This window comes from Verrucomicrobium spinosum DSM 4136 = JCM 18804 (assembly GCF_000172155.1).
Taxonomy (GTDB): Bacteria; Verrucomicrobiota; Verrucomicrobiia; order Verrucomicrobiales; family Verrucomicrobiaceae; genus Verrucomicrobium; species Verrucomicrobium spinosum.
In genome coordinates this window covers 1,021,813-1,038,198 of record NZ_ABIZ01000001.1, presented here as the reverse complement: position 1 = coordinate 1,038,198, position 16,386 = coordinate 1,021,813, and the positions used below count along the sequence as shown (strand labels likewise).

At 60.4% G+C, this 16,386-nt stretch carries 8 protein-coding genes; 4 read left to right on the top strand and 4 right to left on the bottom strand.

All coding sequences use genetic code 11. From position 1 onward, the window contains the following. Positions 1–3: 3 nt before the first annotated feature. From VSP_RS03980 to VSP_RS03970, 3 genes are all read right to left on the bottom strand, one after another. Positions 4–396, bottom strand: a complete 393-nt coding sequence (locus tag VSP_RS03980) for a hypothetical protein (protein ID WP_009958915.1) — start codon at positions 394–396, stop codon at positions 4–6. Then, entirely contained in the window at positions 393–9,392 is a 9,000-nt protein-coding gene (locus tag VSP_RS03975) for an RCC1 domain-containing protein (protein WP_081452381.1), read from the bottom strand. The genes VSP_RS03980 and VSP_RS03975 overlap by 4 nt, the downstream gene beginning before the upstream one ends. Before the next feature lie 202 nt (positions 9,393–9,594). Continuing rightward, a complete protein-coding gene (locus VSP_RS03970) occupies positions 9,595–10,425 on the bottom strand; it encodes an alpha/beta hydrolase (RefSeq protein WP_009958913.1) in 831 nt (276 codons plus the stop codon). Positions 10,426–10,609: 184 nt separating this feature from the next. Between VSP_RS03970 and ilvD the strand changes: the two genes are divergently transcribed. Both ilvD and VSP_RS03960 read left to right on the top strand, forming a co-directional pair. Then, positions 10,610–12,352 (top strand): dihydroxy-acid dehydratase, encoded by a 1,743-nt coding sequence (gene ilvD, locus VSP_RS03965; protein WP_009958912.1) that lies wholly within the window; start codon positions 10,610–10,612, stop codon positions 12,350–12,352. A 132-nt stretch (positions 12,353–12,484) separates the two neighbouring features. Further along, positions 12,485–12,940, top strand: a complete 456-nt coding sequence (locus VSP_RS03960) for a Spy/CpxP family protein refolding chaperone (RefSeq protein WP_157210723.1) — start codon at positions 12,485–12,487, stop codon at positions 12,938–12,940. A 40-nt stretch (positions 12,941–12,980) separates the two neighbouring features. Here VSP_RS03960 and VSP_RS03955 read toward each other — a convergent pair whose 3' ends face one another. Next, positions 12,981–14,300, bottom strand: a complete 1,320-nt coding sequence (locus VSP_RS03955; RefSeq protein ID WP_029190157.1) for a homoserine dehydrogenase — start codon at positions 14,298–14,300, stop codon at positions 12,981–12,983. A gap of 159 nt (positions 14,301–14,459) precedes the next feature. On the opposite strand from VSP_RS03955, the gene VSP_RS03950 reads away from it, so the two are divergent. Then, positions 14,460–14,705, top strand: coding sequence for a hypothetical protein (locus VSP_RS03950; RefSeq protein WP_009958908.1), 246 nt, complete (start codon positions 14,460–14,462; stop codon positions 14,703–14,705). Positions 14,706–14,825: 120 nt separating this feature from the next. Beyond that, entirely contained in the window at positions 14,826–16,379 is a 1,554-nt protein-coding gene (gene gpmI, locus VSP_RS03945) for a 2,3-bisphosphoglycerate-independent phosphoglycerate mutase (protein WP_009958907.1), read from the top strand. The last annotated feature ends 7 nt before the right edge of the window (positions 16,380–16,386 follow it).

The following is a 16,386-nucleotide window of genomic DNA, read 5'->3' as shown; positions in this document are numbered from 1 at the left end:
AACTCAACTCGGCGAATAAGGTTGCACGTCAACAATGTCCAAAGCAGCACAAACGCACCACTTTTTCGAATAAACTTGCCACCCCGCTTCTCCCGGCCGCAGGTCGGGATCGTCGCCAAAATCCACAAACAAACTGTCGCCGTCGCAATCAACACGAACCCCCTCAGAAATCACCTTGCCCGACTGATGCTCCAAGAACTCGAACCGGAAAGCTTCAACACTAGAAAGCCGCAACGTGACACGACAAGGAACGCCCTCGTTCGTCCTCACCACAAGCAACATATTCAACTCCGGGTCTAAACCAAATCGCAACTCCACATTCTCTATCACTGCGTCGCAGAGTTCGCAGTAACTGCTAAGCAAAGAACGTGCCGTTGATAGTTCAGTAAGACTCATTTTCCGAGCGGGGTCGTAGGTGGAATATTAGGTGGCAAAGTGGACCATGATGACGGCACTTGCGATGGTAGCAAGTGGTTCTGAGGCAAATGAGCACTACCGATGTCCCCAGGAGAGTCTGCCTTATGGCCGTGGCCCGACACCATCCCTCCGCCATGGTTGCGGAAGTTCACCTCACCGACGTATCGTCCGGAACCATCATAGATTACGTTTTTGATTGCAGCTCCAGATTTCCCTGAAATCTGAGTGTAGATCGAATTAGGAGTAGCTCCAACTGCCCATGGGGTAGCCTCACCGACAAAGTGACCACCTGTGCCTGCTGCATCTGTAGCAATTTCCTCACTCTTTCCTGCATTCCCCTTACCCGTCTCAGTTGGAGACTCATGCCCGGAATTCTGGTTCATTAGCACAATGGCAGGCGGACGCGTGGCAGGTACTGCCACTGGAAGGTCGGCTATCGCTGGACCGTGCGCCGGTGCAAGCCTCGGACCGGGTCCTTTGGGCACGCCAGTGCGCGAGAATGCTGCTATCACAGCTTCTGCTATTGCAACGTTTTCTCCAACAGCCCTCCCGTTCTGAGCAGCCCTAGAGTCGCCTCCGAGACCACTACCATGATAGCCCCCGAGGAATCCTGCTCCAAATTGGCCTGGAGATTCCGTTAGGTCACTAAACCGCTCCTTTGCCTTGTTAACGTCCGGAAACACTCTTGTGGCCCGCGCCCTGTGGAAGTCCTTCGCAGGTGCAATCTCCAACCCATACTCCGTGCTGAAAAACACTCCGAAGACAATGGTCCCTTCCAAGCCCAGAGGATCGAATGCGGTCCACGGATTCTGGCGGACATACGCATACAGGTTGGGGCCATCCACGAACCCCGCCGGGTCGCGGCTCAGCCAGACACCGGTCTCGATGTCACGGTAGCGAAACCCTTCGTTGAGCAGCCCGGTCGGATCTTCCTCTTTGGTGTTGGCCCGCTGACGGTCCAGGTTGGTCCCGGTTTCCACTGGACGTTTGCCGTAGGCTTCGTAGCTGGCTGTCCAGGTCAGGGCTCCGGCATCGTTGCTCTGGGCCACGACGTCTCCTCGGCCGTTGCTCATCGCATACTTCGCCTCGGTCCCGCCGTTGCGCAGGCTGTACATCATCCCGCCCACGCCACCGCCCATGTCGGGGCCACGCAGGTATTCCACCGTGGGCGTGATGCCCTGGGACTCGTACTCGGCCACGCTCAGGCCGCCGCTGAACACGATGGCCGTACCGATGCCGTTTTCCACCCGGCTGATGCGCCGGGTCCGGTAGTCATAGCCATACTCGTGCTCCTCAGCATTCGGCAGGGTCACGCCTTCCAGCCGGTTCTCTGCATCCCAGTGGTAGGTGGTGGTCTGCACGGACTGCTCGGCGGTGGTGAGCGTCTGGGTGGCCCGGTTGCCGGCCAGGTCATAGGTCAAGGCGGCGGTGCGTGTCACCGCCCCCAGCCCATCCTCCTCCGACCAGTCCGCGAGCTGGTTGAAGTGGTTGTAGGTGTAGAGCGTCTTGGTGGTCAGGCTGCCGTCCCTGCTCACCAGCTTCACGCTGCGGTTGCTGCCCGTGTCATAGGCATAACCGGTGGTGATCACCGGGGAGCCAGGCTGGGCCATGGCCTCACCTGTGAGCCGGTTGGTGGCGTCATACACCATGACGGTGCTGCGCCAGCCTGCCCCACGCGTGCCTTCTCCGGGCCAGCGCTCTGACTGCACGGTGACATTGCCCACCGCATCATAGGTCCACAGGAACTGGGCCTGCAGGGCATCGGCGCTGGTGTAGGTCTGGCGCGATTCCAACCGGCTTAGGTCGTCGTACGCATTATACTGCCACAACCCGTTGGGCTGTGTCTGGGCCACCGCCCGGCTGGCCAGGTCATAGTGATAGACCGTGGTGCGCCCGCCCTCGGTGACCGTGAGCGGTTTGCCCTGGCTGTCGTAGGTGGTGGCAATGGTCTTGCCCGTGCCCAGAGCGCTTCCGGTCCGGCGGCCGCCCAGGTCATAGGTGTAAGTGTGCGTGAGGCCCTGGGTGGTTTCGGTGGCCACCCGATTGAGGGCATCATAGGTGTAGCCCACCGTGGCCTCGGGACGCCCCGTCTCGGTCACATCGGTGAGACGGCCCGCAGTGTCATAGACCCGGGTGCGCACCACCGGGCTGCCACCCACCGTCCAGGTCGTGGTGGTGAGGCGGTCGCGCAGGTCATACCCAAAGGTGAACTCACGGCCCGCGCTGTCCTCCCGGGAGGTTTCACGAAGAGCATCGTAATGACGCTCGGTCCACACGCCCTCCTGGAACGTTTCTTTGAGGAGCCGGTTGAGGTCGTCATAGGTGAACGTGGTCACCTTGCCCCGCGGATCTGTCACCGAGGTCCGGTTGCCGTTCTTGTCGTAACCAAAGGTGGTGATCTGCTCCTCCGCATCTTCCGTCTCGATGAGACGGTTGTGGATGTCATAGGTGTTGGTCACCACCCGGTTGAGCGCATCGGTCACCGTCTTGACGTTGCCGTTGCGGTCATAGGTGGAAGCGGTCACCTGGCCCAGGGCATTGGTTACGGTGAGCCCCCAGCCCGCGTTGTTGTAGGTCTTGGTGGTAACCTTGCCCAGAGGGTCGGTGACCGTGAGCACGTTGCCCCCAGCGTCATAGGTGGTGTTCACCTCCGGCCGGGACCACTGACCCTCCAGGGCATCCCAGATGTACGGGGAGGTCACCTTGGTGGGACGGTTGCGGTTGTCGTAGACCGTGGTGACGATGTTCCCCAGGGGATCCTGCACGGCAATGACATCGCCATTGGCGTCATAGGCGGTCTTGGTCACCGGGCTGACCCCGTTGACCGCAGGAAGCGTCACCTCCACAGCGCGACCCGCCCGGTCGTACTGGGTGAGGGTTTCACGACCCAGTTCGTCCACCACCTTCCAGACCAGACCGGAGGGCGTGTAGTAGGAATGCCGGGTGGTGGCATCGGGATACTCCACCTGGGTGGGACGGTTCAGGCCGTCAAAGGTGGTCTTGGTGATGCGGTTGAGCGCGTCCTTGACCTCCTCGGGGTTGCCGGCGTCGTCATAAGTGGTGGTGACGGTGTTACCCTCCGGCAGCTGCTTGACCGTGGGCCGGTAGAGGTCGTCATAGGTGATGGTGGTCACCTTGCCACGGGGGTCGGTGAGCGTGGTGGGCTTGAACCCGCTCACATCAAAGACGCTGCCCCCGCTGTTGGCCCCGTAGGTGCAGGTCGTGGTCTGGGCGTCCCCGCCGCTGCCCACCGTGGTGGTGAGACGTCGGCCGATGCCGTCATAGGTGTGGGTGGTGACCGTGCCGCGTGGGTCGGTTTCGGTGTGCGGCAGGTTCAGCGCCGTGTAGGTGGTTTCGCTCACCAGGTCGGCCCCGTCATCCATGTCCACGATGGTCTTCTTGCGCCGGTTCAAGGCGTCGTACTCGTGCGTGGTCGTGACGCCGCGCTCGTTCACCTCACTGGTGAGGTTGCCATGGGCGTCATAGCCCAGGGTGCGCGTGGTGCTGTCGGGGTTCTCCACACCCGTGAGCCGCAGGCTCTGGGCATCATAGGTGAAGGTGGTGGTGTGCCCGCGTGGGTTGGTGACGGTCTTCTTGCTGCCGTTGCCCGTGTAGGTGTAGCTGGTGACCAGCTCGATGCCACCTCCGGCCGTGACCGCTTCCTTCTGGACCCGGCCATTGGCATCGGGAGTGTACTCGGTGACCAGATCGCCCCCGGTGGCCGTGGTGCTCTGCACGGTGGTCCTGGCCAGGAACCCGGCAAAGCCGCCGGCACCATAGTCAAAGTCAGTGACCCGCAAGGTGCTGCCGCCCTTGCTGATGGTTTCCTTGGTCCGCAGTCCGGTGCCGGATTGAATGGTGTAACTGGTCAGCGTACCCCGCTCATCGGTCATGGACTTCATGACCCGGGTGTCATCGTCATAAGTGAAGTACCGGCTCTTGCCCAGGGCATTGACCTGCTGGATGGGATCATCCCACCCGAGGCCGTTGGAGCCCACCGTGCCATAGTGGAAGGTAGTGGTGTTCCCGCTTATATCCGTGGCTGAGCTGAGCGCCATGCCGTGGTCGAAGTCGAAGTTGTAAACCTCATCCCCCTCAGGGGTGTCGATCTTCATCCGACTGAAGAAGACGGTGAGCTGGCGGCTGAAGGGATCGGGATTGCGGTCAGGATCTTGAGCCAGCGGCACAAAGACGTCCGGCTGGGTGAACGTGTAAGTGTAGGTCCCACACGGGCCGCTGACCTGGGTCTCCATGGACACCGCGTTCAGGGTGGCATCACTCTGACAGACGAGCTGCCGGGTTCCCCCAAAGGTGGTCACCGCATTATTCGGCAGGGTCACCTTCTTCACCAGCCGGGGCATGCCCAGCTGGCTGCGGGTCATGAACCCGTCTCCAGAGACTTCCAGGTACTTGTTGCCGTAATTGAACTCGTACTCGAACTCGTAATCCCCACCCCGCTCGTCCGTGATGCGGGTCAGGGAGAAGTGCCGGTTCTGGGGGTCAGGCGGCCCGTCCGCATCGAGGTCGATGGCCGGAACAGGCTCAATCTCCGTTTCATACTGGTAGCTGACCGTTTGTCCCCCACGTTCCACCGAGGACAGATACCGCACCAGGTCATCACCCGTGTTCTGGGTGGCGTAGTTGTACTCGACGGTTTCCCCTGAAGGACCACGCACGGCCGTGACCACCCCGTTGTTCTGGGTGATGGTGACCACCTGGTTGGGGCGGTCAGGATCTTCAATCTTGTTGGGAATAAGTGTGGTGTCCGTGGGGTAGCTGTAGAGAAGCTTGTTGCCCCAGCGGTCTTCCACTTTGGTCAGGCGTGCGTAGGTGTAATCCGTGAAGGTATGAGCGCCATCCAGACGGTTGTTGGAGAAGAACTGGAAAATCGGAACCAGCTCGTAGGTGCAGGTGGCACCATACTTCTTGCGGTACACAAAGCCTGTGACCTGCTGGTTTTCGTCCCAAATCGTTTCGAAGGTGTTGTAGGCGGTCTTGGCGTCCTGCTTTTCCTCCCGGGTGTGCATCCACACGTGGACGTCATTGGGATGCAACACCCCTTCTTCATCCCGAAGCACGCGAAAATAGACTGAAGCAGCCCCTTGTTCATCTGTGACTACGGCCTTTTGATACCCCCACTCAAACTTGATGTGGGCGCACAGGTTCGAGGACCAACCCGGTCCAAAAGGGGCATCGGGCAGCTCCGAGGGGCGCAGCCCGCTGCGCAGGCTCCACACATGTTCACGGGTTCCGCGGCGGACCGTGAGCGGCAGCAGGGAGCTGTCCACACTGGAATAGACGTCGCTGACGGAGTGGTTGAGCTGCCGGGTAAAGGCATCCACAAAGGTTTCTTCCGGGACCTCCCCGCTCTCGTCCTTCACCTGCGGCTTGCTGTCGGAAAGAGGCATGCCATGGAGGCCGATCTTGCGATGCACCGGCCCGGCCGCGTCAGAGGCGGAGATGCGAAAGCTGGGTTGCGCTTCGCCAGTCGTTTCGACGCGTTCAAGGAAGATTTGCTCCGATTCGCCGGGTGCCAGGAGATCTCCAGGTTGCGGCATCAAGTTGACAACACCCGAGGAAGTTTCGCCAGGTCGGATCACCAATCTTTCAGGCCCCATCACGGTGCGGGAGACTTCCACATTGTCCTCCTTCACCACCTTGATCTTGTTGTAATAATAGTAGTACCACCGCTCCGCAGGATCCCACAGAGTCGCCCGCACCTGCATCCACTCGCTCCACCAGCTGTCATGCACCTTATGGACCCCGGCCAGCCAGGCACCTTCATCAAACATCGGCTCATTGAACGGACGCCTCCGATGAGACTCAGCATCAGGATTGATTCCCCAAATGCCAAATCCCACATCCCAGTTAGTTCCCAGCGTCAATGCAGGTTCGGTGGTCAATCCCAAGGATGGGAATTCTCCAGACCGATAGAGGTTCCAATACAGACTGTCGGAGTCCATTCCTGGTGGATCCCAATCGAATGTCTCATCCCAATAGTCCACAGACACCCATTTTGCCTCGATCTTCATCCCCTCTCCCAAGGCACTTCCCTGCTGGGGTTCGCTCACATCGATGAAGGATTCATCCACTGCGGTGCCATTGGGAAGCGCAGTGGGGGCACCAGGGACCACTCCTCCTGTCCCTGCATTGCCGCCGGAGACATTGCCTGACCAGGTGACTCCCGGCGAAGATCCCGAAACGTTTGCCAAATTCACTGCATCCAACGGATCGGTCCCCGCCTTGTACTCCTGCAAATTGGTCACCCCGTCGCGGTCAGGATCGCCTCCGGGCGTCACGCCAAGTTTCGCGAAGTGCTTCAACTCCCACCAGTCAGGAAGGCTGTTGCTATCGCTGTCGTATGGAACGTGGATCGTGATCGGTGTAGCACGGAGAGAATGCGCACCATGCACATCCTTTGCGATCAAGGTGACAGGAAAGTCTCCCCAAGTACGAGGCGAGAACGGAACACTGCCAGCCCCGGGTCCAGCCACTCCGACAACGTCATTGCCATAGTAGAGGCTGACGGAGTCCATGGCTGCCAAGCTCGAAGACTGGTAGGCGATGGGTAACACTGCCTGTTGTCCAAGCGAGACGGTGACGGTGGGAGCACCACTCGCGAAGCTCACCTCCGGCACTGAGGAGGACAGATTGAAGCCGGGCAGCACTCCCGGTGAAACAAACGCACTGTACCCCACACCAAACACCTGGCGTTGTGAAGAAGCCGTTTCAGGCCCCCACGTGATGACCGAGCCATCTTCTTTCAGCGCCATCGAAAACGAGCCTCCCCCAGCAACTTGGACCACACCTTGAGTTTTCGGCACGATACCCGGACTCGACGTACTCCCAGTTGTCCGCCCCAATTGCCCCGTGGAATTGCTCCCCCAACTCCACACCGAGCCATCGGCACCGACGGCCAGACTGTGCAGTTGCCCGCATCCGATTGCCGCAATGTTCGTCAATGACAAACACACAGGGGTCAAGACATCCGTCAAGACTCCATTGCCGATCTGCCCCGAGGAGTTGAGCCCCCAAGCCCAAACTTCACCGTCAGAAGTAAGCGCCAGCGCATGATCCTGCCCCGCTGCAATGGAAACAACATTCAATAAGATGCCCGCCCCCACCTGTTGCGGGGATGAAGCTCCAGTCGTCGTGCCAATTCCGAGCTGCCCTCGGTTGTTGCCACCCCAGGCCCAGACAGTACCATCGCTCTTGAGAGCGAACGAAGATTGCGCGGATCCCGCAATCGCCACCACATTAGATAAACCAGCCACTTCTCCAGGATAGATAGCATCGTAACGAAGTCCCCCCTCCATCCCGGTTCCGATCGTCCGCCCCAGTTGCCCGGCTGAATATCCCCCCCATGAGTAGACCTTGCCCGCAGAAGAAAGCACCAACGCGTGAGTGGCGCCTGCCGCAACACCAACCGGAACCACTCCGCCTCCAAAGAGGCCAGAAAGCGCATAGCCTTTCGCAGTCGGAGACTGAGTGTCCTGCCCCACCAGTCCCAAAGCATTTGTCCCCCACATCCGCAATGCCGCGTCTGATTGACGAATTGCTAGGGAAAAGTTTCGTCCGGCGGCAATTTTAGAAACGTTCGTTAACTCTTGATTGTAACCCATCTCAATAACTGTGGAGGGCCTGGTCCGCACCCCAATATCACCAGTTCCAACTTGATAAGAACCATTTGCACCCCATCCCTTCACCGTCCCACCTGTGAGGAGCGACAATCCATGGGAGGTTCCAGCTGCAATTTGTCTGATCACTCCAGTGCCAGCAACCTCCTTCAGTTTTTCCGTCTGATCTAACGGCGTCTCAAAATTCCAAGTCGCGGCGGAGCCCTCTCCCCAGCCCCAGATTGCTCCAGAAGTGGTCACGGCGATGCTTGCGTTATCATCCCCGCAAACTTCGGATACTGCTGTCGGCAGCGCCAACAGCACAGGTGTCAACACTTTCCCGGCGTTTTCGACTCCAAGCTGTCGATTTGCGTTGGACCCTGTAACCCATACACGACCAGAGGCCGTGACAGCCATCGAATGCCGCGTACCCGTCGAGATGGAGGTAATTGCCTCTGTCCCAAACGGACAATGCACCGGATAGCCCGTAGGCGGAAGGCCACCGTTCCCTAGTTCACCATCAACATCGCTACCCCAACCCCGCACTTGCCCTGCCGAATTGAGCGCCAACACATGCCCCCTGCCGGCAGACACTTGGACAATGTCCGAAACACTCAATTGCACCGGCGACTTGGGGGACGTCACGCCTATCACACTATACAGGCCAACGATATTCGAAGTGCCGCCCCAGATCCACGCGGTGCCGTCGCCTTTGGCAGCAACACCGAAAAACTCTCCTGCATCCACATCCACCACATCCGTCAAGCCGGGCACTTCTTGAGGCGTGTAGCTGCCTAGAGGGGACAGCGTTCCGTTGCCAAACTGCGCGTAGCTATTGTCCCCCCACGCCCACAGAGTTCCATCCGACTTCACCGCGTAAGCAAAAAAGCGGGCAATGGTCCCAGTCTTGCATGACACGGCGATTTTCACGATGTCAGAGAGCCCGGTCACCTGTCGGGGAATGGAGGTGTCCGCCGTCGTCCCTCCACCATAATACCCTTGATTAGTGCCCCAGCCCCAAACTGTACCGTCGGATTTCAGCGCCAAAGACCAGGACGATCCAGCCGCCACCGAGACCACATTGGTGAGCCCTGAAACCTGCACTGGCACATTGCTGTCCACAGTGGCACCGTTGCCCAGCTGTCCGCTGCTGTTTTGTCCCCACGCCCACACCGTTCCGTCTGACTTGACCGCGAGATGATGCCGGAGACCGCTGGCAATTTTCCCACCGCCCAATGCAGCAGAAGCAGACAGACAAATAAGGATCCATAGCAGACAGAAAGGCCTCAACAGGCACTTCGAAAATGACAGACGGACGTAGAAGGGCAATGCGCTGCCCTTAAGCTGGCGGTGTAGCATGGTCGGTTTGTTACCGGGGGGTGTTATTTACACGAACATAGCGCAAATGAACACCTCACGCAATAACAATTTTGTGCAGTAAACTTTTACTATGTTTTTGTTGATCACACCAAAATTTTTGTTGATCACACCAAAACAAACTCCAACAACGGGACCAGCGAATTGATAACCTTTTCAGAAATGACACTCCACAATCCCCCCCTCACCTCACCCCCTCCAGCGCCGCATGCACCTTGTCCGTATCCGTGTTCAACACATCGTTGTGCCGCGCCCCTGTAATATCCTCATACTTCACGACATCAGGAAATAACTCACCCAGCTTCCGCCCCATGGCCACGGGGATCACTTCATCCTCGGTGCCGTGTCTGGCCACCACTTGGTAGCCGCCTTCTTTTTGCAGGCGCTTCAAGGTGGCGACGTTGTCGAAGCGGTGATGCAGGATCTCGCACAAGGGCCAGCCGAGGACGTGGCGGGCCATGTCTTTCATGCTGGTGTAGGGGGCGAGAATCACGCCTTTCTTGATGTGATGTTCCTCCATCGCCATGAGGGCGGCGGAGCAGCCGAGGGAGTGGCCAAACACCCGCAGGCGGGGATGCAGTTCGGCCTCGGTGGTCTTGAGCTCCACCGCGAGGGCGGGCACCAGCTTCTGCACCGACTCCTTGATCCGGCCGGGGGTGGGGCTGCCATCGCTGCTGCCATAGCCGGGGTAGTCCACCAGCACATAGGTGTCCTGCTTCAGCGTCGGGGAGTCAAAGAAGCCAACCCAGTCCAGGGCCACGGTGCCGTTCCCGCCGAAGACGAGCCACACGATGCCCTGACTGCCGGTGGCGGCCTTGGGATGGATCCATGCCGTCTGTTTCCCCTGCCCGGTCTCATAAACCAGAGGTCGGGCATCCACATGTTGCACCGTGGCCGCATCATAGGCACGGGGCATGTAGATCATTTTGCTCTGGCAGCAGGCAAGGAACAACACCATGACAGCAAGGATTCGGGCGGCGGAGACGAGGAGGGTTTCACCGGTCTTTTTCCACATACACGACCAGTCTAACGCGACTTGGGCGACTGGAAAGTCCCTCCAGAAGCGTAAAATCGTCAACCGCAGGCCAGTCCCGGACAACGCAAACACAAAGCAACCGGGCTTGAATCTCCCGCCAAGCCGGGCATGCTGGGAGTTTCAACACCGATTTTTCTGTATTCCGCAATCCGACCGAACCGCCATGCCTCCCAAATCGTCCGCGAAATCGAAAGCGAAGTCCGCCGCCTCCTCTGAACTGCATCGCAAGCACTCCGCCATCGTCGTGGACGGCGTGGAGCGCGCCGCCAGCCGCGCCATGCTGCACGCCGTGGGCTTCAAGCGGGACGACTTTAAGAAGTCGGTCATCGGCATCGCCTCCACCTGGAGCATGGTCACCCCGTGCAACATGCACATCGACCGCCTGGCCAAAGAGGCCGCCAAGGGCGCTGACGCCGCCGGGGGCAAGAGCATCATCTTCAACACCATCACCATCTCCGACGGCATCTCCATGGGCACGGAGGGGATGAAATACTCCCTCGTGAGCCGCGAGGTCATCGCCGACTCCATCGAGACCGTGGTGGGCTGCGAGGGCATGGACGGCTTCGTCGCCATCGGCGGCTGCGACAAAAACATGCCCGGCTGCGTGATCGCCATGGCCCGGCTCAACCGCCCCAGCGTCTTCGTTTACGGCGGCACCATCCTCCCCGGCTGCGTGGGCCCCGAGAAGAAGGAAAGCGACATCGTCACCGTGTTCGAGGCCGTGGGCAAGCACGCCAACTGCCTCATCGGCGACAAGGAGCTGGAAGACATCGAAGAGCACGCCATCCCCGGGGAAGGCTCCTGTGGCGGGATGTACACGGCGAACACCATGGCCAGCGCCATCGAGGCCATGGGCCTGAGCCTGCCCAACAGCGGCGCGCAATCCGCCGTGTCCGACGACAAGCTGCGCGACTGTTTCGACGCCGGCGCTGCCGTGCTGAACATGATCAAGCTGGGCATCACCCCGCGTGACATCATCACCAAGGAGTCGTTTGAAAACGCCATCACCCTCATCATCACCCTGGGCGGCTCCACCAACGCCGTGCTGCACCTCATCGCCATGGCCCACTCCGCCGGCGTGAAGCTCAGCATTGAGGACTTCGTCCGCATCGGCAAGAAGACCCCGGTCCTGGCCGACCTCAAGCCCAGCGGCAAGTACTTCATGAACGACCTCGTGAAGATCGGCGGCACCGTGCCGCTCATGAAGATCCTCGTGGAAGAAGGCCTCATGCACGGCGACTGCCTCACCGTCACCGGCCGCACGATGAAGGAGAACCTCAGCAAGATCAAACTGATCTACCCCAAGAGCCAGAACATCATCTACCCGCTGAGCAACCCGATCAAAAAAGACAGCCACCTGGTCATCTTTAAAGGGAACCTCTGCCCTGAGGGTGCCGTCGGCAAGATCAGCGGCAAGGAAGGCCTCGTCTTCAACGGCAAAGCCATCGTGTTCGAGTCCGAGGAGAAGGCGCTGGACGCCATCCTCAATGACAAGGTGAAAAAAGGCCACGTCATCGTCATCCGCATGGAAGGACCGAAGGGCGGCCCCGGCATGCGCGAGATGCTGAGCCCCACCAGTGCCATCATGGGCAAGGGCCTGGGCAAAGACGTCGCCCTCATCACCGACGGCCGTTTCAGCGGCGGCAGCCACGGCTTCGTGGTCGGCCACGTCACCCCGGAGGCCTTCGTGGGCGGTCCGATTGCCGTCATCAAGAACGGCGACCCCATCACCATCGACGCCGAAAAACGCGCCATCACCCTGGGCATTCCCGCCAAGGAACTGCAAGCCCGCCTCAAAGCCTGGAAGCAGCCCAAGCCCCGCTACACCCGTGGCGTGCTGGCCAAGTACGCCGCCACCGTCACCAGCGCCAGCGAAGGCGCGGTCACGGACAAGGACGTGGTGTAACCCCGCCTCTTGCACCCCGTACAAGCGGCTCCTGGTGCCCCCAGGAGCCGCTTTTTGCATCCCGCGGGATTTCAGCGCATAGTAGGGCTGCCAGCCGTATCTGATCCCAACCCCCAGAACCCTGTCCCCACCGTGAGATCTGTCCTTTCCCTTCTGATGGCCGGCACTGCCGCCGCCGTGATGCTTTCCTCGATCCCCGCCGCGGCGGCGGAACCGGGCAAAACACCCTCCATCCCCTCGACTAACACCCTCGCGACCAAGGCCCGCCAGGAGTTGGAGGTCATGATGGACAAGCTGAAGCTCAGCGACGTGCAGAAGACCCAGGTCCGGCCGGTTTTCGAGGACGCCCTGGTCCGCAGCAACGCCCTGCTCCAGTCTGCGCTTAAGAACCTGAGCGGCAACAAGAGCAGTGAACAGAAAGCCGCCGCCCTGGAGCAATCCAAGCAGGAGCTCAAGAGCATCAAGGAAGACACCGACACCCGCCTCGCCCAGATCCTCACCCCGGAGCAGATGGCGCAGATGAAAAAACTCCGCAACGAGCGGGGCAGTGAGTTGAAGAAGGAGTACCCGGTGAAGAAGCCGTCTTAATCCTGTTACTCGTGCGGGTAGGTTTAAGCCTCCCGCCTCCTCACCCCTCCATCGTCTCCACCCGCATCCATACTGGCGCTTCACGCACACATTCCAGAGCCGCGATGCTGCCGATGGCTTCCTTCACGGTCGCGAGTGTTGCGTCATCCAGCATCAGAATCAGGGAAGTGAACTCCGAGCCCAGCTCCTCCGGCTGCATGACGCTGGAGATGCCAATGCCGCGGTCGCCCAGCAGGGCCGCCACCTGGGCCAGCACACCCGGCTTGTCATCCACCTTCAGACGCACGTAGTAGTGCGAGATGGTCTCGGCCGCCGGCTTGCTCTTGCCATAGAGACCGTGAGGCACGAACCCGCTGTGGCGGGGACCATACACCAAGGTGGCAGCCGCCTCGGCCAGGTCAGAAATCACACTGGAAGAAGTCGGGTCCTGCCCAGCCCCTTTGCCGTAGAAGAGGGTCTCCCCCACGATGTCGCCGTTCACCAGCACCGCGTTGTACGCGCCGCTCACGCTCGCCAGGATATGGCTGCTGGGCAGCAGGCTCGGACGGGTGCTCACCTCCACGCGCCCCTTCTTGTCTGCCCGGATCACGCTCAGCAGCTTGATCGTGTAGCCCAGCTTTTCAGCAAAGGCCATGTCCGTGGGTGTGACGCGCTCGATGCCTTCTACATGCACGTCCTGGGGCTTGATCCAGAAGCCGTAGCTCAGGGAGGCCAGGATGATCGCCTTGTGCGCGGCATCCCAGCCGCTCACGTCCAAGGTCGGGTCTGCCTCGGCAAAGCCATGCGCCTGCGCCTCATCCAGCGCCTGCTCGTAGCTGATACCCGCCTCCTTCATGCGGGAGAGGATGTAGTTGCAGGTCCCGTTGATGATGCCGTGGATGCTCTTGATGTGGTTGCCCACGAAGCCTTCCTGCACCGTCTGGATGATGGGAATGCCCCCTGCCACGGCGGCCTCAAAGTAGATGGGCACGTGACATTGCTCCGCCAGCGCAAAGAGCTCCTGCCCACGCTCTGCCAGGAGCGCCTTGTTGCCCGTCACCACCGGTTTCTTCGCCCGCAACGCAGCGCACACCAGGTCAAAGGCCTCGGTCGTGCCCCCCACCAGCTCCACCATCACATCCAGGTTAGGGTCGGCCACCAGTTCCCGCCAGTCGCCCGTAATCATGCTGGCTGGGATCTCCGCACCGCGAGGCTTGGTCACATCGCGCACGGCGATCTTGTCCACCCGCAGCAGGCAGCCAGTACGTTCTTTGAGCAGTCCCTCGTTTTGACGGAGATTTTTGAAAACTCCCATTCCTACATTTCCCAAACCTGCGAGACCGATGCGAACGAGACGGGGACTGGGCACGTTACTGGACATGATATGAGCGCGAAAATGAGGCGCGCATCATGCATGGGATACCACCCTCACGCAACCCAGTCTTCAGGTGGAAAGATTTCTATAAAATTGAGAAACAAACTCTCGATTTGAAAAAAATTCAACCTTGCCACTGGCTGCGCGGTCTGTTGGGATACCTCCATGCGCATTTTCAGTCTCCTGACCGCCCTGCTCTTGATGAGCGGTTCCGTCGTCCATGCTGACGACGCAGGTGGGGTATCCGGGGTGACCAGCGCGGCGGCCGCAGGTGCCAGCGGCACCGGTAGTGCTGTGATGCCCTCCTCCGCCCTGCCGCATAACCCGCGGGCCATCGTGCTGGTCATTGGGGTGGCTGCCGTACTGGTGACCTTTCAGCGGGCCTTCACTGCCCCCAGGAAAAGCGCCTGAGATTGGCAGCCGCAGTGGTGAGAGAGCTGGGAGCTGACTGAGCTCTCCCCGGAGGGACCATTTCCTTTGCTTGATTCCCGGCCCCTTTGCGGGCATGGAAGCGGCTCCCAATTTATCACCATGTCCAGAAAACCTGTTGTACTCATCATTCGCGACGGCTGGGGGATCAATCCCGGCGGCAAAGCTGCGGCGGTCGAAAACGGCGACGCCACGCTGCTGGCTCACACGCCCTTTCACGACGAGCTCTATGCCAAGTACCCCTGGAGCACCGTGAGCGGCAGTGGTGAGGACGTGGGCCTCCCCGATGGCCAGATGGGCAACAGCGAAGTGGGCCACCTCAACCTTGGGGCCGGCCGCGTCGTCTATCAGGACCTGACCCGCATCAACAAGTGCATTCGTGAAGGCGAACTCGCCGGGCAGCCCGTCCTGGTGGATGCCTTTGCCAAGGCCAAAGGCAAACGCCTGCACTTCCTGGGCCTGGTGAGTGATGGCGGCGTGCATTCCCACCAGGATCATCTGGTGGCCCTGTGTGATGCCGCCAAGGCCGCCGGGGTGGAAGACATCTTCGTCCATGCCATCACGGACGGACGCGACACCTCGCCAAAGGGCGGTGCCGCCTACGTGGCCAAGCTGGAGAAGGACCTCATCCCCAGCGGGGCCAAGATCGCCACCGTCATCGGCCGATACTATGCCATGGACCGTGACAAACGCTGGGAGCGCAACAAGCTCGCCTGGGACGCCATTGTTCTGGGGCGGGGCGACGTGCACAGCGACGCTCCGAGCGCAGCGGTGGCCGCCGCCTACGCGACAGAGCCCCGGGGCGATGAGTTCCTGCTGCCCATGATCTTTGCAGACGCCAACACGCAGCGCATCAACGACGGCGACGTGGTACTGTGGTTCAACTTCCGTGCCGACCGCGCGCGCCAGCTCAGCGAGGCGTTCCTGCTGTCCGACTTCAACGGATTCGAACGTGAAGTCACGCCAAAGGTAGCCTACTACACCCTCACGGAGTACGACCAGACCTACTACCACCTCGGCTGCCAGGTCATCTTTGGGCCCGAGAGCATGAAGAACATCCTTGGCGAGGTGGTGTCTGCCGCCGGACTCAAGCAACTGCGCGCTGCAGAGACGGAGAAGTACCCGCATGTCACATTCTTCTTCAATGGCGGGTTGGAAACCCCGTTTGAAGGCGAAGAGCGCTACCTGGCCATCAGTCCCAAGGAAGTGGCCACCTATGACCAGAAGCCCCAGATGAGCGCTCCGGACCTCGCCTTCGAGCTGGTGCGCCGCATGGGGAACTACGACTTGGTCATCATCAACTTCGCCAACCCCGACATGGTGGGCCACACCGGCATCGTCGAAGCTGGCGTGCATGCGGTGGAGACGATCGATCTGGGCGTACGCCTGGTGGTGGAAAAGGTTCTCTCCCTGGGGGGCAAACTCTTCATCACGGCCGACCATGGTAACTGCGAGCAGATGCGTAATGCCGACGGCACACCCCACACGGCTCACACCACGAACCTTGTGCACGGCATCTACGTGGCCGCGGACGCCGCAGAGCACCAGGTGCGCCCTGGCAGGCTCGCGGACATCGCCCCCACCCTGCTGCACATGCTGGGAGTCGCACAGCCGCCTGAAATGACTGGCAAGTCGCTCCTTGAGCCTAAAGCCTGATCTGGCC

Coding starts and splice junctions, on each gene's coding strand:
- VSP_RS03955 (WP_029190157.1), bottom strand. CDS start 14,300: ATGTCCAGTAACGTGCCCAGTCCCCGTCTCGTTCGCATCGGTCTCGCA.
- ilvD (WP_009958912.1), top strand. CDS start 10,610: ATGCCTCCCAAATCGTCCGCGAAATCGAAAGCGAAGTCCGCCGCCTCC.
- VSP_RS03970 (WP_009958913.1), bottom strand. CDS start 10,425: ATGTGGAAAAAGACCGGTGAAACCCTCCTCGTCTCCGCCGCCCGAATC.
- gpmI (WP_009958907.1), top strand. CDS start 14,826: ATGTCCAGAAAACCTGTTGTACTCATCATTCGCGACGGCTGGGGGATC.
- VSP_RS03975 (WP_081452381.1), bottom strand. CDS start 9,392: ATGCTACACCGCCAGCTTAAGGGCAGCGCATTGCCCTTCTACGTCCGT.
- VSP_RS03950 (WP_009958908.1), top strand. CDS start 14,460: ATGCGCATTTTCAGTCTCCTGACCGCCCTGCTCTTGATGAGCGGTTCC.
- VSP_RS03980 (WP_009958915.1), bottom strand. CDS start 396: ATGAGTCTTACTGAACTATCAACGGCACGTTCTTTGCTTAGCAGTTAC.